Consider the following 23,118-nt stretch of genomic DNA (forward strand, 5'->3'; position numbering starts at 1 on the left):
GACAAACAGTGGTTTTGATCACGTCACTGTTACCGCTCATATAGCCCCGTGAAGTGCGAAATGCAACGGCGAAAAGCGGCTGAAATGCGGCAACCTGTCAAAACTGCAAGCGCCGCACTTTAAAAATCCATTCCGTATCAAAAGCTTACAAAATTTTTTCATTAACAAAAGCTTTACAGTGGCGGCGAAAATGCGGCATCAGGGTTGCGGGAGGAACATATCTGTCTTGCCGGTGATCCGGTAAGCCGCAAGTCCCACCCACTCGCGCATGGCGACGCTGAAGCGCGAAAGGGCATCGTTGGGCGACTCCAGATAGATGGAGAATTCTTCGTTCAATCGCGTCTTGTAATCGACTGGCCAGGCGATCACGTCGAAACCCGCCTTGCGAAAACAGCCGACCGAACGCGGCATGTGATAGGCGGAGGTCACCAACAGCCACTTTTCTCCCGCTTTGGGCTGAGCCAGTTCCTTCGAGAAAACCGCATTTTCAACCGTATTGCGCGACTTGTTCTCGTAGATATAGCGGTCTCCGGAAAAGCCGAGATCGTCCAGAAGCGCGCGCGTTGTGTCGGCTTCGCTGGTGGATTGCTCGAAAAAAGCACCCTCGCCGCCGGAAACGATAATCTTCGCATTGGGATAGAGCCGCGCTAGCCGCATCGTCTCGACAAGGCGGTCAGCCGCGCTGTTCAATTCAAAACCGGGCCGTCCCGCATTAATGTCGCCATTCATGTAGCCGCCCAGAACGACAATGCCATCGACCTGATCCGGCAAAGCAGCCCTCGGAAAGCGGTCTTCCAGTGGGGCCAGAAACAGAGCGCCGAGTGTCGTGAAAGCACTGACAAACAGAATGAGTGCGGCCAGCCCCAATGCAGAAAGGCCGGTTTTGCGAAAACCGGCCCATATGGTCACAATACCTAGCAAAACGAACAGGAAAATGATCGTAAGCGGCTGAAAGAACAGCCAGAAAAGCTTTGAAAAACTGTAGAACACTCTGAAACCCCAAGCGAACCGATCCACACGGGGCCGAATCCCACGCATCTCGATACTATAGCCTTGGATCAGCCTGTGTTAGAGATTTGCGAGGAATCGAAACCGGAAAGCATCATGCAGAACACCGCTGAAACGGAACTGTCACCCGCTGCCTCGCGTCCTCGTCTCGGACGCATCGATATTGCGCGCGGAATCGCGCTGATCGCCATGGCGATCTATCACTTTGGCTGGGATCTGGAGTTTTTCGGCTATATGGCCCCGGCAACGACGGCACAAGGCGGCTGGAAACTGTTCGCGCGCTGCATTGCTTCCAGCTTCCTGTTTCTCGTTGGGTTCAGCCTGGTTCTGGCCCATGGTCGCGGCTTACGCTGGCGTTCAATGGGCATACGTCTTGTCCAGATCGTCGTTGCGGCTGCGGCCATCACCGGCGTCACCTATTTGATGTCACCGGAAAGCTTCATCTTTTTCGGCATCCTGCATCAAATTGCGCTCGCAAGCGTTCTGGGCCTGCTTTTCTTGCGACTGCCATGGATCGTGACCCTTTGCGCGGCCATCCTGGTCATTGCTGCGCCCCATTTTGCCAGAGCCGATATTTTCAACCATCCGGCACTGGCTTTCCTCGGTCTTTCGACCGTCACAATACGGTCCAACGACTTTGTGCCGCTATTTCCATGGTTTGGCGCTGTTCTGTTGGGAATTGCCGCGTCGCGCATCGCCGAGCGCTACAATTTGCTTCCGCTGCTTTCCGGAGGCATCAAGCCCCGCTTTCTGCAAAAGCCGCTCACTTTTATCGGCAGGCACAGCCTTGCCTTCTACCTCATTCACCAGCCGGTACTTATTTCTCTGGTGTATGTCTTCGCGCAAATCGCGCCGCCTGCGCGACCAGCGCCAAGAGAAGCCTTCACGCAGTCCTGCGTGGCCGCCTGTTCGCAAACCGGCAGCGAAGCGCTTTGCAAGGCGTTCTGCGGCTGTGTCGTGACCGAGCTTGACAAGGCGCAACTGTTCGATGACGTCTTTACCGGCAAGGCTGATCAACAGAACAACAGTACGGTGCGGGAAATCGCGAATATGTGTTCGCCTGTTCCCGATACACAACCGGAATAGATGGCGTCAGGTGCTGACGCCAAGCTCCGCCAACCGCTCAATGCAAGCTTCTTCGATCTGATCCAGTTCGCCGACGGTTTCATCGATATCGCGGCGCTTCTGGCGCAGATCGTCACGTTTTTCTTCGACGCGCTTCATCAAAAGCTTGAGCTGACCGGTCTCGCCGGGCGGCTCGCGATACATCTGGATGATCTCGTGAATCTCGGCGATGGAAAAGCCCAGTCGCTTGCCGCGCAGAATCTGCTTAAGAAGGTGGCGGTCCGACGGGCGGAACAAGCGGGTCCGGCCACGCCGCACAGGCGCGATCAGTCCTTCATCCTCGTAAAAACGCAAGGTACGGGTTGATATCCCGAATTCCCGCGTCAGTTCCGTAATCGTATAATATTCGCGCACCACGGCATTGCACCTCACCTTGAGTGATTGAATGTTGTGCAACCGCATTTACGTAAAAGTCAATATCAATCCGTCACATCCTAAAATATTGACACTCTTTTAGGAGCCGCAAACTTGGGCTTATAACAGTCGAATAACACGGAAAATGTACGATACGTTATCGGAAAAGCGCATTAAAACAGCGATATAGAGTTATTAGCGGCTGCGCTCTCTTGCCATGATATTGCCGATCGTGCGTTATAGCCCATCCTGAAACCAGCATGACGGCAATTTATGCGGCGCTCGATAAAATACACATTGGCAGGCCTTATCGTCATCGCAATCGGCGGTGCGCTTCCATTTGCAATCGAGCCACTCGTGGTCAAGCTCGGCGAAGGATCGATTCGCCAACTCGCGCGCGACGGCAAGTTTTGCAAAACGGACACCTGCGAAGACGGCGTTGAATATGTGACCGCTTTTCTGGAAACCAATTACGGCCTCTCGCCGCACGATGTTAAATGGTGTATGGGCGTCGATGTCATCTCGCATTACGAATTGCCGTTCGGCAATAATCTGAAAAAATCCGTCACAGACCGTATGTATGCGCGATGCGGAGATCCCCGGCAGGACGAAGCTGAGGGCGATCACAGCGAAGAATAGAGCCGAACAGAGGACATACTTCCATGAAGCGTTTTTTACGCATTTTTGCGTGGCTGGTCCTCGCCTCCATTCTCATCGTCACAGTCGGCCCGATCAGCCTGCGCCCGATCAGCGGCGAACCTGCGGATGTGGAGCGCTTCGGCGCGTTCTTTCTGGTGGGCACGCTGTTTGCCCTCGCTTATCCCCGCCACTGGCTATCTGTTTTGCTGCTGACAGTCGGCTGCGCGGGTGCATTCGAGTTGTTGCAGCGTCTTGCGCCCGGACGTCACGGGGAAATGGCGGATTTTCTTTTCAAGGCCGTGGGTGCTGTCTGTGGAACGACCGCGGGCTATCTTTTGAGCAGACTGCCCATCTTTCGGCAGTCCTAAATCAAATCAGGCCACCGACATCAGGCTCAGCCTGTCGCGGGCGGTCTGTCGCATGAATTCCTGATGGATTGAACGCAGCAACGCGAAGAGATCGTCGTTTGCAGCCAGTTGTCTGCTTTTGCCAGTGGTTTCAAGCATCAGAGCGGAGACTTCGACCGGGCCGAACTTGCTGCGTCCGTTGGCAACAGCGCGCCATGCCTCGATGGCCGCAATCAATGCGGCGTGGGTAGCATCACTCAATCCGGCGGATCGCAGCAAAGCGACGATTGCCGCCGGGCGTCCGTGCGAAATGATCGAGCAAATGCGTTCTTCATCGAGATCGGACAGCGACGCCATCAGGGCCGCGAACAGATCAATGCGACCGCCCGCGACAACACGGATGATGAAAGCGGTCGTCACCTCCCCGCGCAGTCGCAGATGTTCGACGACTGCGGGCAATTCCTGCTGCGTGCAAGCTTCGGCTATGTCGATGGAAGCCCGCACGAACGCATCGCCGACGAGCTTCGCGGCGCGTCTCTCGCCAAGGAGACGATTGACCAGCGGCATTTGGCGCAGGGCGTCGCCGACCTTCACCACAAGCAAATGACGGCAATCGGCAGGCAGTTGCGGATGCGCCAACAGTGCCTCACGCACTTGTGGCTCATGTCCACAACGCTCTGCAATCCGGCGGAATGACAGCGGCGCAATCCGCGCGCAACTGTTGCGGAGAAGTTCGGCCACCGATTCGAATGAGCCGACTTCTGCAATGGCAGCGGCCAATGCGATGGAAACATGCGGACGGGCCGCGACCAGCAACTGGATCAACGGCGCGCCGAAGGAAACGCGGTCGATAAGGTCCGCCTCGCTCAACAGCGGCGAGCGCGCGATGATATAGCCAGCCACTTCCGGCTGATCGGCTGCAAGCGCCGTAACGATATGCAAGGGAGAATGCGCGCTGGTGGACAAAACATCGGCCATGGCAATGCGCACTTTGGGCGACGGATCGTCGAGCATCAGTGTCAGGCTTGCTTCAGCGAAGGCACGAGATTGCTGCGGTTCCTGCTGGTCAATGCAGCATTGCGCAAGCGCTGCGGCTTTGACGATACGGGCCGAAACCGGTTCGGTTCGGCTGATTGGCGCACCATTTTCGATATACATTCTGGCCCCGCTCCAGACAGTTCTTTGTATTCAAAATTGGTAAATTAAAATGGTTTACGATCCGTTTACCATAAGCTCCACCCGGCTCTGAAATCGAATGGAACCGAACGGCGTTCCGCACGTTTTCCTTGCATCAATCAACGGAGACGACAAATGGCCGAAGACAAGACCACCAACGATATCCAGCAGGCTTTGGAAAAGCAGATCGCCGATATGCGCGGTGAGCTGAAACGTCTTTCCCGCTCGCTTGCCTCCCAGTCTGGAGAATTCCGGGAGCGTGCGGAAGACGCAATGGATGACGTATCGGGTCGGCTGCGGCACACGGCACAGGCTGTGCGCGATCGCGGACAAGTGGTGGCGGAGACGATACGTGAAAATCCCGGAACGGCCACCACGCTGTTCGGGACCGCCGGCATTCTCGGCATTCTGATCGGCGTTGCCATCGGATGCGCGATTTCGGATCGCCGCTAGAGTACATCCTGAAACGTCTGGTACGGTTTTCGGGATTTGCTTTGTAGCAAGCCGATTGAAGCCGGTTTAAGGAAGGCCCGCGCCGCCCCCTCGCGCGGGCCTTCCTGTATCTATTTCCCTTTACGCCTGCTCAGCTGCCTGATAGTGCAGCTGCATCGGCAATTTTGCCACCGGTCGCAGCCTACCCGGTCAAAACAAGGACAAGAGCCAAGCAGCAATGCTTGTGCTGCGCGCAAAAGCGCGAAACTGGCTGCGCCGTAACTTGACGAAAGGCGCTTAAATGTCAGAAAATACAATATATTCCGGCCTTACCCAACTGGGATCGACCACCGGCGTCCCCACCTCGCCGGAAGAAGCCGTTCTCGAAAAGGTCGCCAATCCGCAGCATGGCACGCGCTATTGCGTGCGCTTTACGGCACCGGAATTCACCTCGCTCTGCCCCATGACCGGGCAGCCGGATTTCGCGCATCTGGTGATTGACTATGTTCCGGACCGCTGGCTGGTGGAAAGCAAATCGCTCAAGCTTTTCCTGTTTTCATTCCGCAATCACGGCGCTTTCCATGAAGATTGCACTGTGACTATCGGCAAGCGTCTGGTCGATTTGCTGCAACCGGAATGGCTGCGCATCGGCGGTTACTGGTATCCGCGTGGAGGCATCCCGATCGACGTTTTTTACCAGACCGGTGCAGCGCCGCAGGATGTCTGGATTCCTGAACAGGACGTGCCGAATTATCGCGGAAGAGGATGATGGAGGCCTCGCCCTGGGTTTGAACCAAGGACAGGGGAGTTTGCAGGCTCCCTGCGTTGCATTCCGCCACGAGGCCATTGCCGATCGTTCCTAGATCGCAGAACTTGCTGACCGGTTAATGGCCTCAACTGAACCACAAGTATCGGGCAAGAATGTGAAACTTTGCGAACACACGGCAAATCCAGCGGCTCTATTGTCCTGCCTTCACCCCGTCCCTATTATCTGTTCAACCGACAGCGCCTGTCCATTTTCGGGAAAAACATCATGAAACGACCCGGTATATTTGTCTCGCTCGCCCTGTTATCCGGCATCATCCTCACAGGCTGCGGTGGCGCGGGAAAGGCTGCCATGGATACGGGCAAGAGTTTTGACCGATTCGGCTGTATGTCCCGCAACTTCAAGGGAGAGCCACCCTGCCCGCAGCCGGATCAGGCTCCACCCAAGACCCAATAGGTGTTGAGCCTGAAACGATAAAGGGAGGCCCCAGATGGCTATCGAACCGCAAGATGTGCTCAAATTCTGGTTTTCGCCCAAGATGCGTGAAAACTGGTTCACGAAAAGCGACGATATCGACAATGAGATTCGCGAGAAATTCGCTGTCGCCTATGCCGATGCACGCGCCGGCAAGCTGGAATCGTGGAAGCAACAGCCGGAAAGCGCGCTGGCCTTAACGATCCTGTTCGATCAGTTCCCGCGCAATATGTTCCGCGGTTCGCCGCGTTCCTTCGAGAGCGACGGCCTGGCACTGGATGTGGCCATGCAGGCGCTCGACCATGATTTTGACCGGCAGCTTTCCGCCGATGAGCGGCAGTTCTTCTACCTGCCCTTCATGCACAGCGAAAATCTGGATCACCAGCGCCGCTGCGTCGAGCTTTATGAAAGGCTCGGCGACCAATATTCGCTCGGCTTTGCCCGCGACCACCACAACATCATCGAGCAGTTCGGCCGTTTCCCGCATCGCAACAAGGTGCTGGGCCGCGCAACCACGGAAGACGAAGCCGACTTCCTCAAGGAACATGCAGGTTTCTGACTACATCAACCTGTAAGGCAGGATGCCACGGCGGTCGTGATCGACCGCCAGCCTGCTTTTGAGCGGCGGCACGGCACGCTGCACACATTCCGCACGGTCGCAAATCCGGCATGAAACGCCAATGGGATCGAAGGCTGACCGCGCCGTGATATCGAGACCATCCGCATAGACGAAATCATGGGCGTAGCCCACTTCACAGCCAAGGGCGATTGCATAGCGCCGCTGCGGGGCGTTGAAACCACCCTCGCTTTTCGTCAGTTCCGTGGCCACACAGAGATAGCGGGCACCGTCAGGCGTTTCTGCCAACTGACGGATAATCCTTCCTGGCATTTCGAAAGCCTGATGCACATTCCAGAGCGGACAGGCGGCGCCATAACGCGCAAATTGCAGCTTGGCGGCACTGTGTCGCTTGGTGATATTGCCTGCCCGGTCGATACGCGCGAAAAAAACCGGGATGCCGCGCTGGCCCGAACGCTGCAAAGTGCTGAGACGATGCGCAACCTGTTCCAGACTGGCCCCGAACCGCGAAGCCAAAAGTTCAAGATCATGGCGCAGTTCTTTCGCCGCCGACAGAAAAGTCTGGTACGGCATGACCAGCGCGCCGGCAAAATAATTGCGCAGGCCGATCTTGCAAATCTCGACTGCTTCGACCGACCTGAAATCGGCACGCCGCGCAATAGCGCTCACAATATCTTCCATTTCAAGTTCGGCGATTTGAAATGCGATCTGGAAATGGCGCGTCGAAGCACGCGAATAGGGATTGAGATAGAGAACCCGTGCTTGCGCATCGAAGCGACGCAGAACCGCCTCGTCTGAACCGGACCTTGCCAGCCGCACGCGGTGGCGGTCTTCCATATATTGCGGCAGGGCGACACCGATATCCCGACCGGGAATATCCAGCTGCTCGGCAAGCTTTTCTGCTGCAACATCAATCTCATGCACATAATTGTCGATAAAATGAAAGAAGTCGCGGACTTCCTCATAAGGCGCAGGCTCGGCTATCGAAGGCGCGCGCCCCAGCTGGTTATCGAGACTGGCAAGCTGCTCGCTGTTGCGCCGATAAGCCTGATGGCAGGCGATCAGGGCATGCGCCAGTCCCGGCGCATTCTGGGTGATGAGTTTCAGCTCTTGAAGGTTCGGCTTGTAATTATCGAATACAGGATCGGCCAGCGCCTCGGAAACCGCCGATAACAACCGATCATCATCGCCAAGCGAGATCGCGCCAATATCGATCTGGTAATTCTCGGCCAGCGCCAACAGGACGGCTGCCGAAACTGGGCGCTGGTTGTTCTCGATCTGGTTCAGATAACTCGTTGAAATACCGAGACGTTCAGCAAAGGCCGACTGCGTGGCCTTATGCTGCTCGCGGATTTGACGTATCTTCCTGCCGACATAGAGTTTTTTAGGTGCCATTTTCGCAATTTCGCATTTTGCTATTTGCAAATTTATAACTTACACAATCGCACCTTTTCAAGCTTTTCTACACGGCTCACAAGCGCTTTAAGCATTTTAGAAAACGCATCTAAAAATGCCTATCATTTCAGTTTCATAACCGACTTTCGAAGGCCGCAATAATGCAGGAACTCCTAGAACAGCTCGAAGCCCGCCGCGCCGAAGCGCGTATCGGCGGTGGCCAACGCCGTATCGATGCCCAGCACGCAAAAGGCAAACTGACCGCCCGCGAACGTATCGAAGTGCTTCTCGACGAAGGATCGTTCGAGGAGTTCGATATGTATGTCACGCATCGCTGCACCGATTTCGGCATGGCGGAGCAGAAAGTGGCAGGCGATGGCGTCGTCACCGGCTGGGGCACGATCAATGGCCGTCAGGTCTATGTGTTCAGTCAGGATTTCACTGTGCTCGGCGGCTCGCTGTCGGAAACCCATGCCCAGAAGATCTGCAAGATCATGGATATGGCGATGAAGAACGGCGCGCCCGTCATTGGCCTCAACGATTCGGGCGGCGCGCGCATTCAGGAAGGTGTCGCCTCGCTGGCGGGTTATGCCGACGTGTTCAAGCGCAATGCCGATGCCTCCGGCGTCATTCCGCAGATTTCCGTCATCATGGGCCCCTGCGCGGGCGGCGCGGTCTATTCCCCGGCGATGACCGACTTCATCTTCATGGTGCGCGACAGTTCTTACATGTTCGTTACCGGCCCCGATGTGGTGAAGACCGTGACGAATGAGATCGTCACGGCGGAAGAACTGGGCGGCGCACGCACGCATACCGCCAAGTCGTCGGTCGCTGATGGCGCTTACGAAAACGACATCGAAGCGCTGGAACAGGTGCGCATTCTGTTCGATTTCCTGCCGCTCAACAATCGCGACAAGCCACCGGTCCGTCCGGTGCATGACGACCCGTCCCGGCTGGAAATGCGGCTCGATACGCTGATCCCCGACAGCGCAACCAAGCCCTACGACATGAAGGAACTGATCCACGCGCTGGCAGACGAAGGCGAGTTCTTCGAAATTCAGGAAGCCTTCGCCAAGAACATCATTACCGGATTCCTTCGTATCGAAGGCCAGACAGTCGGCGTCGTCGCCAACCAGCCCATGGTGCTTGCAGGCTGCCTCGATATCGATTCCTCGCGCAAGGCCGCACGTTTCGTACGCTTCTGCGATGCTTTTTCGATCCCGCTTCTGACCCTTGTGGACGTACCGGGCTTTCTGCCGGGCACGGCGCAGGAATATGGCGGCGTCATCAAGCACGGCGCAAAGCTGCTGTTCGCCTATAGTCAGGCGACGGTGCCTATGGTCACGCTCATCACGCGCAAGGCCTATGGTGGCGCTTATGACGTGATGGCCTCCAAGCATATCGGCGCGGACATCAACTATGCCTGGCCAACGGCGGAAATCGCCGTGATGGGTGCCAAGGGCGCAACGGAAATCCTCTATCGCTCGGAACTGGGCGACCCCGAAAAGATTGCCGCCCGCCAGAGCGAATATGAAGAACGCTTCGCCAATCCGTTCGTCGCCGCCGAGCGTGGCTTCATCGACGAGGTGATCATGCCGCATTCCTCGCGCCGCCGCATTGCGCGCGCTTTTGCCAGCCTGCGCAACAAGCAACAAAGCGCGCCCTGGAAAAAGCACGACACCATTCCGCTGTGATCCGGTTCAGTTGAGTAGATAAAGATGATCAAGAAAATCCTCATTGCCAATCGCGGCGAAATCGCCTGCCGTGTGATCAAGACCGCAAAGAAGATGGGCATTGCTACGGTTGCGGTTTATTCCGATGCCGACCGCAATGCGCTGCATGTGAAAATGGCTGACGAAGCCGTGCATATCGGTCCGGCGCCGTCAAACCAGTCCTATATCGTCATCGACAAGATTCTGGATGCCATCAGGCAGACCGGGGCGGACGCCGTGCATCCGGGCTATGGCTTCCTGTCGGAGAATGCACGTTTTGCCGAAGCGCTGAAGGCGGCCAATGTCACTTTCATCGGACCGCCGGTGAACGCCATTGATGCGATGGGCGACAAGATCACCTCCAAGAAGCTGGCGGCGGAAGCGGGCGTTTCCACCGTGCCCGGCCATATGGGCCTGATCGAAGACGCTGACGAAGCGGTGAAGATCGCTGGTTCCATCGGCTATCCGGTGATGATCAAGGCGTCTGCCGGTGGTGGCGGCAAGGGCATGCGTATTGCGTGGAACGACGACGAAGCCCGCGAAGGCTTTCAACTGTCGCGCAACGAGGCAAAAGCCTCCTTCGGCGACGACCGCATTTTCATTGAAAAATTCGTCACGCAGCCGCGCCATATCGAAATTCAGGTGCTTGGCGACCAGCATGGCAATGTCGTCTATCTCGGCGAACGCGAATGTTCCATCCAGCGCCGAAACCAGAAGGTGATCGAGGAAGCGCCCTCACCCTTCCTCGACGAAGCGACCCGCAAGGCCATGGGCGAACAGGCCGTCGCACTTGCCAAGGCGGTTGGGTATTTTTCCGCCGGTACGGTTGAGTTCATCGTCGATGGCAGCCGCAATTTCTATTTCCTCGAAATGAATACGCGTTTGCAGGTGGAGCATCCGGTGACGGAACTCATTACCGGCATTGATCTCGTGGAAGAAATGATCCGCGTTGCCGCCGGTGAAAAGCTGCGCTTTGGTCAGGCCGACGTGAAGCTCAACGGCTGGGCCATGGAAAGCCGTCTCTATGCCGAAGACCCGTATCGCAACTTCCTGCCCTCCATCGGTCGCCTTACCCGTTACCGGCCTCCGGTGGAAGGTCGTCGCGACGACGGAACGGTCATCCGCAACGATACCGGCGTGTTCGAGGGCGGCGAAATCTCGATGTATTACGATCCGATGATCGCCAAGCTTTGCTCCTGGGGGCCGGATCGCCTTGCCGCAATCGACGCGATGGGCAACGCGCTCGACGCCTTCGAAGTGGAAGGCATCGGCCACAATCTGCCATTCCTGTCCGCCGTCATGGACCACCAGCGCTTCAGAGCCGGTGCATTGACCACGGCCTTCATCGCAGAGGAATATCCGGATGGTTTCTCGGGTGTTGCGCCATCGGAAGATGATGCGCGCCTTCTGGCTGCAGTCGCTGCCCATATCAATCTCACCGTTGTCACCCGCGACGGACAGATTTCCGGTCGTCTTTCCGGGCAGGACCTCAAGCCCGGCAACGACTGGGTGGTCAAGATCGGCGACCATCTTCTGCCGGTTCGCCTTGCCGACGGCGAAGGCGGCGCAACGGTGAATTTCGCCGATGGCGGCAGCCTCACCATTGCCAGCGACTGGCATCCAGGGCGCGAACTCGCCACATTCACCGTCGGCGGCAAGCCGGTGAGCGTGAAGGTCGCCCGCGCGGGCTCCGGCTGGCGTCTGCGCTGGCGCGGCATGGACCTGACCGTGCATGTGCGAAAACCCCGCATCGCGGAACTGGCAAAGCTGATGCCGGTCAAGCTGCCGCCGGATACATCGAAAATGTTGCTCTGCCCGATGCCGGGCGTCATCACCTCGATTCTGGCAGAGGAAGGCGTTACGGTGGAAGCCGGACAACCACTTGCGACGGTCGAGGCCATGAAGATGGAAAACGTGCTGCGCGCCGAACGTCGCGCCACCGTCAAGCGCGTTGCCGTCAAGGCCGGAGAAAGCCTTGCCGTCGACGAACTGATTATGGAATTCGAATAAGCCTGCAACGCGGTGCTTTGCACCGGCTCAAGGTGCAGGTGCAAGCTTTCCTCATCCTGAGGAGCGCCCGCAGGGTGCGTCTCGAAGGACGGGGAAGCTGGGCATGAGGACGATATGGGATGGAGAATAAGCCAATGACGCAGAAAACCCGTGCGGATTGGGAAGCGTTGGCCGAAAAGGAACTGAAGCGCCCGGCGGATAGCCTTGTCTGGCATACGCCGGAAGGCATCGATGTGAAGCCGCTTTATACGGTGGACGACCTGCAAAATGTCGGCCATCTCGACAGCCTGCCCGGTTTCGAACCGTTCGTGCGTGGCCCGCGGGCAACCATGTATGCCGGACGTCCGTGGACCATCCGCCAATATGCCGGCTTTTCCACCGCTGAGGCATCCAACGCCTTCTACCGCAAGGCGCTCGCCGCCGGACAGCAGGGCGTGTCCGTCGCCTTCGACCTTGCCACCCATCGCGGCTATGACAGCGACCATCCGCGTGTCGTCGGCGATGTCGGCAAGGCGGGCGTGGCCATCGACTCCGTCGAAGACATGAAAATCCTCTTCGATGGTATCCCGCTTGAGAAGGTTTCCGTGTCGATGACCATGAATGGCGCGGTGATCCCGATCCTCGCCAATTTCATCGTTGCAGGCGAAGAACAAGGTGTCTCTCGCGACCTGCTTTCCGGCACCATCCAGAACGACATTCTCAAGGAGTTCATGGTCCGCAACACCTATATTTATCCGCCCGAACCCTCCATGCGGATCATTGCGGATATCATCGCCTATACGGCGACGGAAATGCCGAAGTTCAACTCGATTTCCATTTCCGGCTATCACATGCAGGAAGCTGGCGCGACGCTGGTGCAGGAACTGGCCTTCACGCTGGCCGACGGGCGCGAATATGTGCGTGCGGCCCTGCAAAAAGGCCTCAATGTCGATGACTTTGCCGGTCGCCTATCGTTCTTCTTCGCCATCGGCATGAATTTCTTCATGGAAATCGCCAAGCTGCGCGCAGCCCGTCTTCTCTGGACGCGCATCATGAAGGAATTCGAGCCGAAAAAGCCGGGTTCCCTGATGCTGCGCACCCACTGCCAGACCTCTGGCGTGTCTTTGCAGGAACAGGACCCCTACAACAATGTCGTGCGCACGGCATTCGAGGCCATGTCGGCGGCCCTTGGCGGCACGCAATCGCTGCACACGAACGCTTTCGACGAAGCCATTGCTTTGCCGACGGAATTTTCCGCTCGCATCGCCCGCAACACGCAGCTCATTCTCCAGAACGAGACCGGCGTGACCAAGGTGGTCGATCCGCTGGCCGGCTCCTATTACATCGAAAGCCTGACCAACGAACTGGCCGAGAAGGCCTGGGCGTTGATCGAGGAAGTGGAAGAACTGGGCGGCATGACCAAGGCCGTCGAAAGCGGCCTGCCGAAGCGGCTGATCGAGGAAGCCGCCACCAAGCGTCAGGCTGCCATCGACAAGGGCGAGGAAGTCATTGTCGGCGTCAACAAGTTCCGGCTGGAACAGGAAGACGAGATCGACATTCTCGAAATCGACAATACCGCCGTGCGTCAGTCGCAGATCGCGCGCATCGAGCGCATTCGCCAGAACCGCGACAAGGCAAAGGTCGAAGCCGCCCTCGCCGAACTCGAAAAGGTGGCCACGAGCGGTGAAGGCAATCTTCTTGCCGCAGCCGTCGAGGCATCCCGCGCTCGCGCCACGGTCGGCGAAATCTCCGATGCGATGCGCCGCGCTTTTGGCGACCACGCCGCAGAACCGAAAGTCATCCGCAAGGTCTATGGCGATGCCTATCAGGACGAGCCTGAATATCAGACGCTGGTGTCGCGGCTGGAGGAGTTTTCCAAGCAGAGCGGCGAAACGCCAAAGGTAATGGTCGCCAAGCTTGGACAGGACGGGCATGACCGCGGCGCCAAGATCATCGCGTCAGCTTTCGGCGATATCGGGTTCGAAGTTCTGGCCGGACCATTATTCCAGACACCCGACGAAGCGGCTGATATGGCCATCAAGTCGAACGTGCACGTCATTGGGGTGTCGTCGCTGGCTGCCGGTCACAAGACCCTGCTGCCGCAGCTTGTCGAAACGCTGAAAGCCAAGGGTGCTGAAAACATCGTCGTGGTTTGCGGTGGAGTGGTGCCGCGTCAGGACTATCAATATCTGTTCGACCACGGCGTTGCCGCCGTGTTCGGACCCGGCTCAAATGTGCTGGATTGTGCCCGTGCGGTTCTGGACATTCTGGAAGGAAAACGCCGCAATCTCTGATTTATCAAAGCGTTAAATCAAAAAAGCGATTCATTTTATGAACATGAAAAGCCGGAGCATACGCTTCGGCTTTTCTCTTTGTATCGCCTTACGACTTCGGGTCCGCGGATGCCGGTATCGCGGAACTCGTCACCGAAACCGGATCGCTCGCGGGAAAGGTATCTTCCAGCCCTTCCTCCAGCTGACGTTCCAGTTCGGCCCGGTCACCTGCCCGCCTTGCGCTGGGGCGCGTCAGCAAGGTGTCGGGTTCAATTCCACATTCCATGGACGCAACGCCGAGCGCCGCACCAAGCTTGGCTGCCGCGCGCCGAATTGCATCGTCGCGATTCAACTCCACCCCGGTTTCGTTTTCAAAAATCACGGATACCTTTTCATCACCCTCGGCAATAAACTCGACCGTGTAGAGCTTGAAGCCGCCTATCGAGCCGATGCGGGTTTCGACGATTTCCATATGCTGATCTCCGCGCTTTCTCCGACTGCGGGATAACGGAAATCGGTCGTAATAGTTCCATGCCGGCCCGCCGGAACACCGCTATAAAAAGCGTGACACGAAAACTTCAACGACGCTCTTCCCCGGACAAAAGCCGAGCCTATATCCCTATAGGGATTTTTGCGGAAATTGCTTTTCAAGGAAAGGATGTCCCATGGCCGTCAGCAGAAAGGACCAGGCGCGCGCGCTCAATGCAGAAGAGAAGGAGCTGGTGGAAAAGACCCAGCATCCGCATTTGCAGGAAGTGTCCGACGAGGAACTCACCCAACTGGCAAAGCTGATCCGCGAGCGCCGCAAGAAGGCGCGCGATCAAGCCAACCAGCGCCGCCGTGAAATGCGCGGCAAATCGGCGGCCCGTGGCGCGACGGCTTCAAAGGCCGATGAAGGCTCCCACCTGAAGGTTGCCGTTCTCGCGACTGCCGTGGCGCGCATCAATGGCGAAGTCGAGCGCCGTGAACAGATGGCAGCTGCCAGCGATCTGATCGCCAACGCCCAGAAAGCGCTTGCAGCAAAGCTCGCCAGCGAAAAGGCTGCCAAAACCTTCAATACGCGTCATGCCCATTTCGGTATGCGAAATATTCCAAATGAAAAGTACAGCACTTTCACGCGGCTTGCCGATCGCGGGCGTAACCGCAAGACCGCAGGTGTCAAACAGGCGAAGAAAGACGCCCGCTAGCCACACCCTGTGAAAATTGATTATAAACAACAGCTTAAAACGGCTCTTTGATTCAATCACAGAGCCATTTCAAAGCATCTCCAGCGCCACTTTTCGCGAAGGCGGCGCAAAGGCGCGGTCAAGACGCGCCAATTGCTCTTCAGAAAGTCGCAAATCTGCGGCTTTTCTGTTGTCGCGAACATGATGCAGGTTCGATGATTTTGGAATAGCAACCACGTTGCCCTTGCGCATGGTCCATGCCAGCGCCACCGCCGCAGGCGTCACGCTATATTCCGCAGCGATCTCCGCCAAAGCGCGATTGCCGAGCAAACGGCCCTGTTCTATAGGCGAATAGGCCATCAGCGGAATGCCATGCTGACCGCACCAGGGCATGAGGTCGAATTCTGGCCCGCGCCGTGTGAGATTATAGAGAATCTGATTGCTCGCGACAGCCTGACCGCCCGTGACGCTGAACAGTTCTTTCATATCGCCTGTATCAAAATTGCTGACACCCCAAGCGACGATCTTGCCTGCCTGTTGCAATTCCTCGAAAGCAGCAATTGTTTCAGCCAGCGGATGACGCCCGCGCCAGTGCAGGAGATAAAGATCGATGCGATCCGTACCGAGACGTTCCAGACTGCGCTCGCAGGCCTCGACCGTGCCACTCCGGGACGCGTTATAAGGCAGAACCTTGCTCACCAGAAACACGTCGTCGCGGCGACCTGTTATGGCTTCGCCGACAACTTCCTCAGCTTCGCCATCGGCATACATTTCCGCCGTGTCGATCAGCGTCATGCCAAGCTCGATACCGTATCGAAGCGCCTCAACCTCATGGTGACGCTCTCCGGCGTTCTCACCCATATACCAGGTGCCTTGTCCCAGCGCTGGAACGTTCTGACCTGACGGAAGCTTGATCTGCGGTATCGTGCCGGTCATCTCTTTTTCCTTATCGACGGATCACAAGCATGATCACGTAAGATCAGGAAAATACAAGGCCTTAAGCATGATATCTTATGCGAATTGCAGCCCAAATCCCTGCATCAGCCTGCGGATGGCATAATCCGGCTTCTGTGAGGTGAAGACCGCAAGATCGTCGTGGTGATGCAATTCAACATCGCCCTTGCGCGGCGTCAGCAGCGATACGGTGCGGCGCGCAATCGCTTCCGCCGGATCGAGCCAATCCACCGGCCATGGTGCCAGACGGCGGAACACATTGGCGAGAAACGGATAGTGGGTGCAGGCAAGCACCACGATATCCGTGCGGTTGCCATCCTTCTCAATGAAGCACGGCGCGATCTGTTCCACGACCAGCGCTTCATCGATCTCCTCACCGCGAATATGCGCCTCGGCAACGCTCGCCAGCCGGTCGGCGCCGACCAGCCGCACATGGCATTGCGAGGCGAAAGACTGGATGAGATCGCGGGTATACGCGCGCTTCACGGTGCCCGGCGTCGCCAGCACGGAAACCAGCCCCGACGATGTGCGCTCGGCGGCGGGCTTGATCGCAGGCACGGTCCCCACAAAAGGCACCGATGGATAGGCGCGGCGCAAATCGTCCAGTACCAATGTCGAGGCCGTATTGCAGGCGATGACCGCGATTTCAGGATTGTGCGTTGCGATGAAACCGCCGAACAGTTCAACGATACGCGCCCGAAGCGCCTCTTCTTCCCAGCCGCCATAGGGAAAACCGGCATCGTCGGCGATATAGACGAAACGCCGGTCCGGCATCAGCACCCGCGCCTCGCGCAACACCGTCAAACCGCCGATACCGCTGTCGAAGACCAATATAGGTCTTTCGTTGTCGGTTGTTGCGGAAGCGGAAAAGCTGGCGACGGGCGCGTCTTTCATTCTGCCTTATCCTCTGGAGCGGGCTTGCGGGCGCGACCTTCCGGCGCGCCGGAGCCACGCGGCTTCTTGGGCGTAAACACATCAAGCGAGGTGACAACCCCGCGCAGGAGCTTTAGTTCGGCTGAGGCGAAACCGGCCCGCGTCAGCACGGCGCGCAGATTATTGACCATAATTTCCTTGCGCGCTTCTGGCCGGAAATAGCCTCTGACATCAAGGGCTTCTTCCAGATGGTTGAACAGGCCCTGCAATTCGTGCTTCGGCGCAAGCTCCATCTCTGGTCCACGGAAAACCGTTTCCGTCTCGGTCTCGAGACCGGACTTCATCCACTCATAGGACATGAGCAGCACGGCCTGTGCGATATTGAGCGAGGCGAAGGCTGGATTGACCGGAAAAGTCACCAACTCATCGGCAAGCCCAACCTCTTCATTGCTGAGACCGAAGCGTTCACGACCGAAGAGAATGCCCGTCTTTTCGCCGGTCTTGAAACGCCTACGCAACTCATTGCCCGCTTCGACGGCGCTGCGCACCTGCTTGAAGCCATCGCGTTCACGCGCCGTGGTGGCATAGACGAAATTGAGATCGGCAATCGCCGACGGCAGGTCGTCATAAACCACCGCATTATCGATGACATGATCGGCCTTGCTGGCGGCGGCCCTCGCCTTTTCGCTGGGAAACTCCTCACGCGGATTGACGAGCCGCAATTCAGCCAGACCGAAATTCGCCATGGCACGCGCCACCATGCCGATGTTCTCCGGCAATTGCGGCTCCACCAGCACGATTGCCGGTCCTTCCGCGATAAAGGGGCGCTGCTTGTCTGTTCCTGCCATGATGCTTTCCGTCATAGATATAATCGTGGCGTTTCCCTGACATAATTGACGTAAAATCGCAAAGATTCCCCTTACGTTCGTCCGCAAAAAACAGGTGTAGTATCTGAATAACACCTGCCCTCACCGCATCCATGCCAGATTAACCGCACGGAAAATCAGGATTCAGGGAGGAAGCCATGTCCGGTAAAAAAATTCTCATGCTGTGCGGTGATTTCGGCGAAGACTATGAAACCATGGTCCCGTTCCAGACCCTGCTTGCGGTCGGCCACACGGTTCACGCGGTTTGCCCCGGCAAGAAAGCGGGAGATCAGGTCGCGACCGCCATTCACGATTTCGAAGGTCACCAGACCTATTCGGAAAAGCCCGGCCATAATTTCACGCTGAATGCCAGTTTCGCCGATGTGAAGGCTGAAAATTATGACGCGCTGGTCATTCCTGGTGGTCGCGGGCCGGAATATTTGCGGCTCGACGACAAGGTGATTGCGATCGTAAAACACTTCTTCGAAGCAAACAAACCAGTCGCCGCCGTTTGCCACGGCGCCCAGCTGCTTGCAGCCGCCCGCGTGCTGGAGGGCCGCACCTGTTCAGCCTATCCGGCTTGCCGCCCGGAAGTCGAACTCGCCGGTGGCACCTATGCCGATATTCCCGTCGATAAAGCCGTAACAGACGGAAACCTCGTCACCGCGCCCGCATGGCCCGCTCATCCGGCATGGCTATCGCAGTTCCTCGCCGTGCTCGGCACCAAGATCACGCACGCTTGAGCATAATGGATATTGCCTGCAATCATCATCCGGTTGCAGGCAGCTTCATATTGCGCAACACTATCCACGGAGCTTTATCCGGGAGAAAATCATGTGCAGATTGTTCATCGGTGCCAATCCAGAACTCTGGCAGAGCGTAACACGCTCACTGCGCATTGATGGCGTCGTCACCAGCGTTAGGCTTGAAAACTTCTTCTGGTGGACACTGGAAGATGTTGCTTCCCGCGACGGTCTCAGCGTGAGCCGACTGATCAGCAAGCTTTATGGCGAATCCCGCGAAGAAGGCCACGACCTCGACAATTTCGCCTCTTTCCTACGCGTCTGCTGCGGGCGCTATCTTTCCCTGCAACTGAACGGCCTCGTGCCGACCGACAAGGCAGCCGCCATTTCCGCGCTCGACGCTGACGCCATTCTGGCGCGCGAACAGGAAAATTACCGCCAGCAGCAGGAGAACTGGAAGAAGCCACGCAACAGCGAGCCGGCAACGCACCACGCAGCCTGACCCCGCCCTTCGCAATTTTTTGACTGCCAATTCCACCTATAGGCCAAAGAATGAGGCCTGAGAGCTTTGCCTTATTCCCTGCGGGTGCTATAGGGGCCCAACGCATTCAAGACGCATTTAAAAAGAGGCTTCATCCATGGCAAAAATCAAGGTTGCGAACCCAGTCGTTGAACTCGACGGCGACGAGATGACCCGCATCATCTGGCAGTTCATCAAGGACAAGCTGATCCATCCCTATCTCGACGTCGATCTGAAATATTACGATCTGTCGGTTGAAAACCGCGATGCGACCAATGACCAGGTCACCATCGATGCAGCAAACGCCATCAAGGAACACGGCGTCGGCGTAAAGTGCGCAACCATCACCCCCGATGAAGCGCGCGTTGAAGAATTCAAGCTCAAGAAGATGTGGAAGTCGCCAAACGGCACCATCCGCAACATTCTCGGCGGCGTGATCTTCCGCGAGCCGATCATCTGCAAGAACGTTCCGCGCCTCGTGCCGGGCTGGACCCAGCCGATCATCGTTGGCCGTCATGCATTCGGCGACCAGTACCGCGCGACCGATTTCAAGTTCCCGGGCAAGGGCACGCTTTCGATCAAGTTCGTCGGTGAAGACGGCGAAACCATCGAACACGAAGTCTATCAGGCTCCGGCGGCTGGCGTGGCAATGGCCATGTACAACCTCGACGAATCGATCCGCGAATTCGCACGCGCCTCGCTGAACTACGGCTTGCAGCGCAACTACCCGGTCTATCTCTCGACCAAGAACACCATTCTCAAGGCCTATGACGGTCGCTTCAAGGACATCTTCGAAGAAGTCTACCAGACCGAATTCGCCGAGAAGTTCAAGGAAGCGAAGATCTGGTACGAACATCGCCTTATCGACGACATGGTCGCTTCGGCGCTCAAGTGGTCGGGCGGTTATGTCTGGGCTTGTAAGAACTACGACGGCGACGTTCAGTCGGATATCGTGGCTCAGGGTTTTGGCTCGCTCGGCCTGATGACCTCGGTTCTGATGACGCCGGATGGCAAGACCGTTGAAGCTGAAGCTGCACACGGCACCGTGACCCGTCACTATCGCCAGCATCAGAAGGGCGAGGAAACCTCGACCAACTCGATCGCTTCGATCTTCGCATGGACCCGTGGTCTCGCACATCGCGCCAAGCTCGACGACAATGCCGAGCTGAAGCGCTTTGCCGACACGCTGGAAAAGGTATGCGTCGACACCGTGGAAAGCGGCTTCATGACCAAGGATCTGGCGCTTCTGATCGGTCCGGATCAGCCGTGGCTCTCCACCACCGGCTTCCTCGACAAGATCGATGAAAACCTCAAGAAGGCAATGGCTGCTTAATCAGCAGCAGCTTTCATAAGAATGCGAAACGGCGGGTTTTCCCGCCGTTTTCTTTTTGATTTGCTTCATATGGGAAAACGCGCATTCTGCATCCGTCCATTCAAGGAGGATAAAATGGCTGACCTGACGCTTTTCACCAATCCCATGTCGCGTGGACGTATCGCCCGCTGGATGCTGGAGGAGACGGGCAAGCCCTACGACGTTCAAATTCTCGATTTTGGCCCTCCGATGAAAGGCCCTGAATTTTGTGCCGTCAACCCCATGGGCAAAGTGCCCGCATTGCGCCACGGCGAAGCTATCGTCACCGAAGCCGCAGCCGTCTGCGCTTATCTGGCTGTCACCTTTCCGGAAGCAGGACTTGCGCCCCATCCCGACGAGCGCGCCGATTTCTATCGCTGGATGTTTTTTGCTGCAGGACCATTGGAAGCCGCGCTTTCAAACCGCTCCATGGGCTTTGAAGTGCCGCCAGAGCGCGAGCGCATGATGGGCTATGGCAATTACGACAGCGTCGTCGCCACACTGGAAAAGGCGGTATCGCGCCATCCCTATATTACCGGCAATCGCTTCACGGCAGCCGATGTCTATGTCGGTTCTCATATAGGCTGGGGCATGATGTTCGGAAGCTTGCCGCACCGCCCGGCATTTGATGCCTATTGGGAACGGCTGCAAGCCCGTCCTGCCGCAAAACGTGCAGCTGAACTGGATGACGCTGCCGTCAAGGCCGCGAGCTAAGGTGTCGACTTCAAGTCGGCTGCGCTTCAATTGAGAAAGCGTTTTTGAAGGCTTGCGCGCCGGTGGGTGAAAAGGCGATCACCCGCCCCTCGGCGCGTCTGGCCCAACCACGCGCGATAAAATTCTTCAGAAGCGCCGCGCCAAGCGCACCACCCAGATGATTGCGCCGTTCGCTCCAGTCGAGACAATGGCGGCACACCGGTCTTTTGCCATCCTCCAGCGCCGTTACGTCCACACCCAGGCAGGTGAAAAACGATTTGCCCTCATCCGTCAGCACGGGTTCTTCGGCATTATCGATGAGGCGAAGCCTGTGCGCGGCATCGAGCATCTCGACCCCACGCTCGCCCGCGAGATGATCGTAGCAGATGCGCGCCTTGCGCAATGCCTCCTCCTTCGGCCCCGTGCGCACGCGCACCGCCCCCGTTCGCTGGGCAAGGCCCATCAGCCCTTCCAGCACCTGCGCCACATCCGCGCCCGATAGGCGGAAATAACGGTGACGCCCCTGCTTTTCAGCAATCAACAGATTGGCCGCATCGAGCTTGGCCAGATGCCCGCTGGCAGTCTGCAAGGTGACGCCCGCCGCAGACGCCAGCTCGCTGACGGTCAAGGCGCGTCCATCCATCAGCGCCGTCAGCATGTTTGCACGTGCCGGATCGCCGAGAAGAGCAGCGACGGATGCTATGATCGGTCCATCTTTCATACTTCGATGCTAACCGAACTATGCCTGCGTTTCAACCGCTACAGTGTCCTCATTGAAAGCATACATATCAAGGAGACCCCGCATGATCCCCTGTTTCATCCGCTACCAGATCGACCCATTCAAAGCGGATGCCTTTGCGGAATATGCGCGCAATTGGGGCCAAGCCATTCCGCGTTGCGGCGCGCAACTGATCGGCTATTTCGGGCCGCATGAAGGCTCTGCTACCACGGCCTATGGCGTTTATTCGCTGGAAACCCTTGCCGCATATGAAGCCTATCGCGCGCGACTGGCCGCCGATCCGCTCGGACGCGAAAACTACGAATTTGCGCGCCGGGAACAATTCATCCGATCTGAGGATCGCATGTTCCTCAAGCTGCAATCGGGACCGCATGCGGAGCTGGTAAAACCATGATCGCGGTCATCTTTGAAGTCTGGCCCGCCGATGACGAGCGGCGCGGACAATATCTGGATATAGCGGCGGGCCTACGGGACGATCTCAGCCGCATCGATGGATTCATCTCAATCGAGCGCTTCCAGAGCCTCGTGGAGCCGGACAAGCTGCTGTCGCTCTCATTTTGGCGCGATGAAGACGCCGTCCGCGCATGGCGCAACCTGCCCTCGCATCGCATTGCACAGGCACAGGGTCGTGGCGGTGTCTTTGAAAACTACCGCTTGCGGGTCGCCAGCGTGGTTCGCGACTACGGTCTTGATGAACGGGCAGAAGCGCCCGATGACAGCCGCTCGGCTCACGCCGCTTAAAATGATAAGGCCGGGTTTCCCCGGCCTCAGCCTGCTGACAAACCCCTGGCTATGCCGGGGGTTTTGTGATTCTCTGGGTCATGTTGAAGAAACCAGCCGCAGAACAGACCGCGCTCGAGATGGTGACGCTCGATCAACTGGTCCCGAAAGATCATCTGCTTCGCAAGATCGATGCGGTGATCGACTTCTCTTTCATCCATGACCG

General features: G+C 57.4%; 26 protein-coding genes. 17 read left to right on the forward strand and 9 right to left on the reverse strand.

Annotation, left to right across the window (positions count from 1 at the left end):
• Positions 1–198: 198 nt before the first annotated feature.
• Entirely contained in the window at positions 199–990 is a 792-nt protein-coding gene (locus FIC94_RS12255; protein WP_140025057.1) for a YdcF family protein, read from the reverse strand.
• 114 nt (positions 991–1,104) lie between these two features.
• Here FIC94_RS12255 and FIC94_RS12260 point away from each other — a divergent pair, with 114 nt between their 5' ends.
• On the forward strand, positions 1,105–2,094 hold the full coding sequence (locus tag FIC94_RS12260; RefSeq protein ID WP_140025058.1) for a heparan-alpha-glucosaminide N-acetyltransferase: 990 nt from the start codon (positions 1,105–1,107) through the stop codon (positions 2,092–2,094).
• A gap of 6 nt (positions 2,095–2,100) precedes the next feature.
• Here the strand turns inward: FIC94_RS12260 and FIC94_RS12265 are convergent, their stop codons facing one another.
• Positions 2,101–2,487, reverse strand: a complete 387-nt coding sequence (locus FIC94_RS12265; RefSeq protein ID WP_078340841.1) for a MerR family transcriptional regulator — start codon at positions 2,485–2,487, stop codon at positions 2,101–2,103.
• 273 nt (positions 2,488–2,760) lie between these two features.
• Here FIC94_RS12265 and FIC94_RS12270 point away from each other — a divergent pair, with 273 nt between their 5' ends.
• A complete protein-coding gene (locus FIC94_RS12270) occupies positions 2,761–3,126 on the forward strand; it encodes a hypothetical protein (RefSeq protein ID WP_109369187.1) in 366 nt (121 codons plus the stop codon).
• 23 nt (positions 3,127–3,149) lie between these two features.
• Positions 3,150–3,494 carry a VanZ family protein gene (locus tag FIC94_RS12275; RefSeq protein ID WP_121536260.1) on the forward strand — a complete coding sequence of 115 codons (345 nt, stop codon included), beginning with the start codon at positions 3,150–3,152 and terminating at the stop codon, positions 3,492–3,494.
• Positions 3,495–3,500: 6 nt separating this feature from the next.
• On the opposite strand, the gene FIC94_RS12280 is transcribed toward FIC94_RS12275, so the two are convergent.
• Positions 3,501–4,631, reverse strand: coding sequence for a DUF2336 domain-containing protein (locus tag FIC94_RS12280; protein ID WP_140025059.1), 1,131 nt, complete (start codon positions 4,629–4,631; stop codon positions 3,501–3,503).
• A gap of 153 nt (positions 4,632–4,784) precedes the next feature.
• Between FIC94_RS12280 and FIC94_RS12285 the strand changes: the two genes are divergently transcribed.
• From FIC94_RS12285 to FIC94_RS12300, 4 genes are all read left to right on the forward strand, one after another.
• Positions 4,785–5,102 carry an ElaB/YgaM/YqjD family protein gene (locus FIC94_RS12285; protein WP_109369190.1) on the forward strand — a complete coding sequence of 106 codons (318 nt, stop codon included), beginning with the start codon at positions 4,785–4,787 and terminating at the stop codon, positions 5,100–5,102.
• 280 nt (positions 5,103–5,382) lie between these two features.
• Positions 5,383–5,850, forward strand: a complete 468-nt coding sequence (gene queF / locus FIC94_RS12290; RefSeq protein ID WP_140025060.1) for a preQ(1) synthase — start codon at positions 5,383–5,385, stop codon at positions 5,848–5,850.
• A gap of 264 nt (positions 5,851–6,114) precedes the next feature.
• Entirely contained in the window at positions 6,115–6,303 is a 189-nt protein-coding gene (locus FIC94_RS12295; protein ID WP_140025061.1) for a hypothetical protein, read from the forward strand.
• A gap of 34 nt (positions 6,304–6,337) precedes the next feature.
• Positions 6,338–6,880: a DUF924 family protein gene (locus FIC94_RS12300; protein ID WP_140025062.1), complete on the forward strand. Its 543-nt coding sequence runs from the start codon at positions 6,338–6,340 to the stop codon at positions 6,878–6,880.
• Here FIC94_RS12300 and FIC94_RS12305 read toward each other — a convergent pair whose 3' ends face one another.
• Complete coding sequence (locus FIC94_RS12305) at positions 6,881–8,293, reverse strand: helix-turn-helix domain-containing protein (protein WP_140025063.1); 1,413 nt, start codon at positions 8,291–8,293, stop codon at positions 6,881–6,883.
• Positions 8,294–8,454: 161 nt separating this feature from the next.
• Here FIC94_RS12305 and FIC94_RS12310 point away from each other — a divergent pair, with 161 nt between their 5' ends.
• The 3 genes from FIC94_RS12310 (at position 8,455) to scpA (ending at position 14,288) form a co-directional block, all read left to right on the forward strand.
• Positions 8,455–9,987 carry an acyl-CoA carboxylase subunit beta gene (locus tag FIC94_RS12310; protein ID WP_109369195.1) on the forward strand — a complete coding sequence of 511 codons (1,533 nt, stop codon included), beginning with the start codon at positions 8,455–8,457 and terminating at the stop codon, positions 9,985–9,987.
• 24 nt (positions 9,988–10,011) lie between these two features.
• On the forward strand, positions 10,012–12,015 hold the full coding sequence (locus FIC94_RS12315) for an acetyl-CoA carboxylase biotin carboxylase subunit (RefSeq protein ID WP_140025064.1): 2,004 nt from the start codon (positions 10,012–10,014) through the stop codon (positions 12,013–12,015).
• 134 nt (positions 12,016–12,149) lie between these two features.
• Positions 12,150–14,288: a methylmalonyl-CoA mutase gene (scpA, locus tag FIC94_RS12320; RefSeq protein WP_140025065.1), complete on the forward strand. Its 2,139-nt coding sequence runs from the start codon at positions 12,150–12,152 to the stop codon at positions 14,286–14,288.
• 88 nt (positions 14,289–14,376) lie between these two features.
• Here scpA and FIC94_RS12325 read toward each other — a convergent pair whose 3' ends face one another.
• Entirely contained in the window at positions 14,377–14,739 is a 363-nt protein-coding gene (locus FIC94_RS12325) for a hypothetical protein (RefSeq protein ID WP_109369198.1), read from the reverse strand.
• Between the two features lie 193 nt (positions 14,740–14,932).
• On the opposite strand from FIC94_RS12325, the gene FIC94_RS12330 reads away from it, so the two are divergent.
• Positions 14,933–15,454, forward strand: a complete 522-nt coding sequence (locus tag FIC94_RS12330; protein WP_140025066.1) for a hypothetical protein — start codon at positions 14,933–14,935, stop codon at positions 15,452–15,454.
• Positions 15,455–15,523: 69 nt separating this feature from the next.
• Here the strand turns inward: FIC94_RS12330 and FIC94_RS12335 are convergent, their stop codons facing one another.
• The 3 genes from FIC94_RS12335 to FIC94_RS12345 all read right to left on the reverse strand — a co-directional run bounded on the left by FIC94_RS12335 (position 15,524) and on the right by FIC94_RS12345 (position 18,108).
• Positions 15,524–16,369, reverse strand: coding sequence for an aldo/keto reductase (locus tag FIC94_RS12335; protein WP_140025067.1), 846 nt, complete (start codon positions 16,367–16,369; stop codon positions 15,524–15,526).
• A 75-nt stretch (positions 16,370–16,444) separates the two neighbouring features.
• On the reverse strand, positions 16,445–17,281 hold the full coding sequence (gene murI, locus FIC94_RS12340) for a glutamate racemase (RefSeq protein ID WP_140025068.1): 837 nt from the start codon (positions 17,279–17,281) through the stop codon (positions 16,445–16,447).
• Positions 17,278–18,108, reverse strand: a complete 831-nt coding sequence (locus FIC94_RS12345) for an RNA methyltransferase (RefSeq protein WP_140025069.1) — start codon at positions 18,106–18,108, stop codon at positions 17,278–17,280. The genes murI and FIC94_RS12345 overlap by 4 nt, the downstream gene beginning before the upstream one ends.
• A 176-nt stretch (positions 18,109–18,284) precedes the next feature.
• Here FIC94_RS12345 and FIC94_RS12350 point away from each other — a divergent pair, with 176 nt between their 5' ends.
• The 4 genes from FIC94_RS12350 (at position 18,285) to FIC94_RS12365 (ending at position 21,454) form a co-directional block, all read left to right on the forward strand.
• Positions 18,285–18,869, forward strand: a complete 585-nt coding sequence (locus tag FIC94_RS12350) for a DJ-1/PfpI family protein (protein ID WP_109369202.1) — start codon at positions 18,285–18,287, stop codon at positions 18,867–18,869.
• 91 nt (positions 18,870–18,960) lie between these two features.
• The gene (locus tag FIC94_RS12355) at positions 18,961–19,371 is read left to right on the forward strand and encodes a ribbon-helix-helix domain-containing protein (protein WP_140025070.1); all 411 of its coding nucleotides are present in this window, start codon (positions 18,961–18,963) and stop codon (positions 19,369–19,371) included.
• Between the two features lie 136 nt (positions 19,372–19,507).
• On the forward strand, positions 19,508–20,722 hold the full coding sequence (locus FIC94_RS12360; RefSeq protein ID WP_109369204.1) for an NADP-dependent isocitrate dehydrogenase: 1,215 nt from the start codon (positions 19,508–19,510) through the stop codon (positions 20,720–20,722).
• 114 nt (positions 20,723–20,836) lie between these two features.
• Entirely contained in the window at positions 20,837–21,454 is a 618-nt protein-coding gene (locus FIC94_RS12365; RefSeq protein WP_109369205.1) for a glutathione S-transferase family protein, read from the forward strand.
• A gap of 10 nt (positions 21,455–21,464) precedes the next feature.
• On the opposite strand, the gene FIC94_RS12370 is transcribed toward FIC94_RS12365, so the two are convergent.
• The gene (locus FIC94_RS12370; protein ID WP_140025071.1) at positions 21,465–22,154 is read right to left on the reverse strand and encodes an ArsR/SmtB family transcription factor; all 690 of its coding nucleotides are present in this window, start codon (positions 22,152–22,154) and stop codon (positions 21,465–21,467) included.
• A gap of 82 nt (positions 22,155–22,236) precedes the next feature.
• Here FIC94_RS12370 and FIC94_RS12375 point away from each other — a divergent pair, with 82 nt between their 5' ends.
• Together FIC94_RS12375 and FIC94_RS12380 are read left to right on the forward strand one after the other, a co-directional pair.
• Entirely contained in the window at positions 22,237–22,566 is a 330-nt protein-coding gene (locus FIC94_RS12375) for an NIPSNAP family protein (RefSeq protein WP_140025072.1), read from the forward strand.
• Positions 22,563–22,913: an antibiotic biosynthesis monooxygenase family protein gene (locus tag FIC94_RS12380; RefSeq protein ID WP_140025073.1), complete on the forward strand. Its 351-nt coding sequence runs from the start codon at positions 22,563–22,565 to the stop codon at positions 22,911–22,913. Before FIC94_RS12375 ends, FIC94_RS12380 begins: the two co-directional genes overlap by 4 nt.
• Positions 22,914–23,118 lie beyond the last annotated feature (205 nt).

Origin of the sequence: Ochrobactrum teleogrylli, assembly GCF_006376685.1 — a bacterium.
Classification (GTDB): Bacteria; Pseudomonadota; Alphaproteobacteria; order Rhizobiales; family Rhizobiaceae; genus Brucella; species Brucella teleogrylli.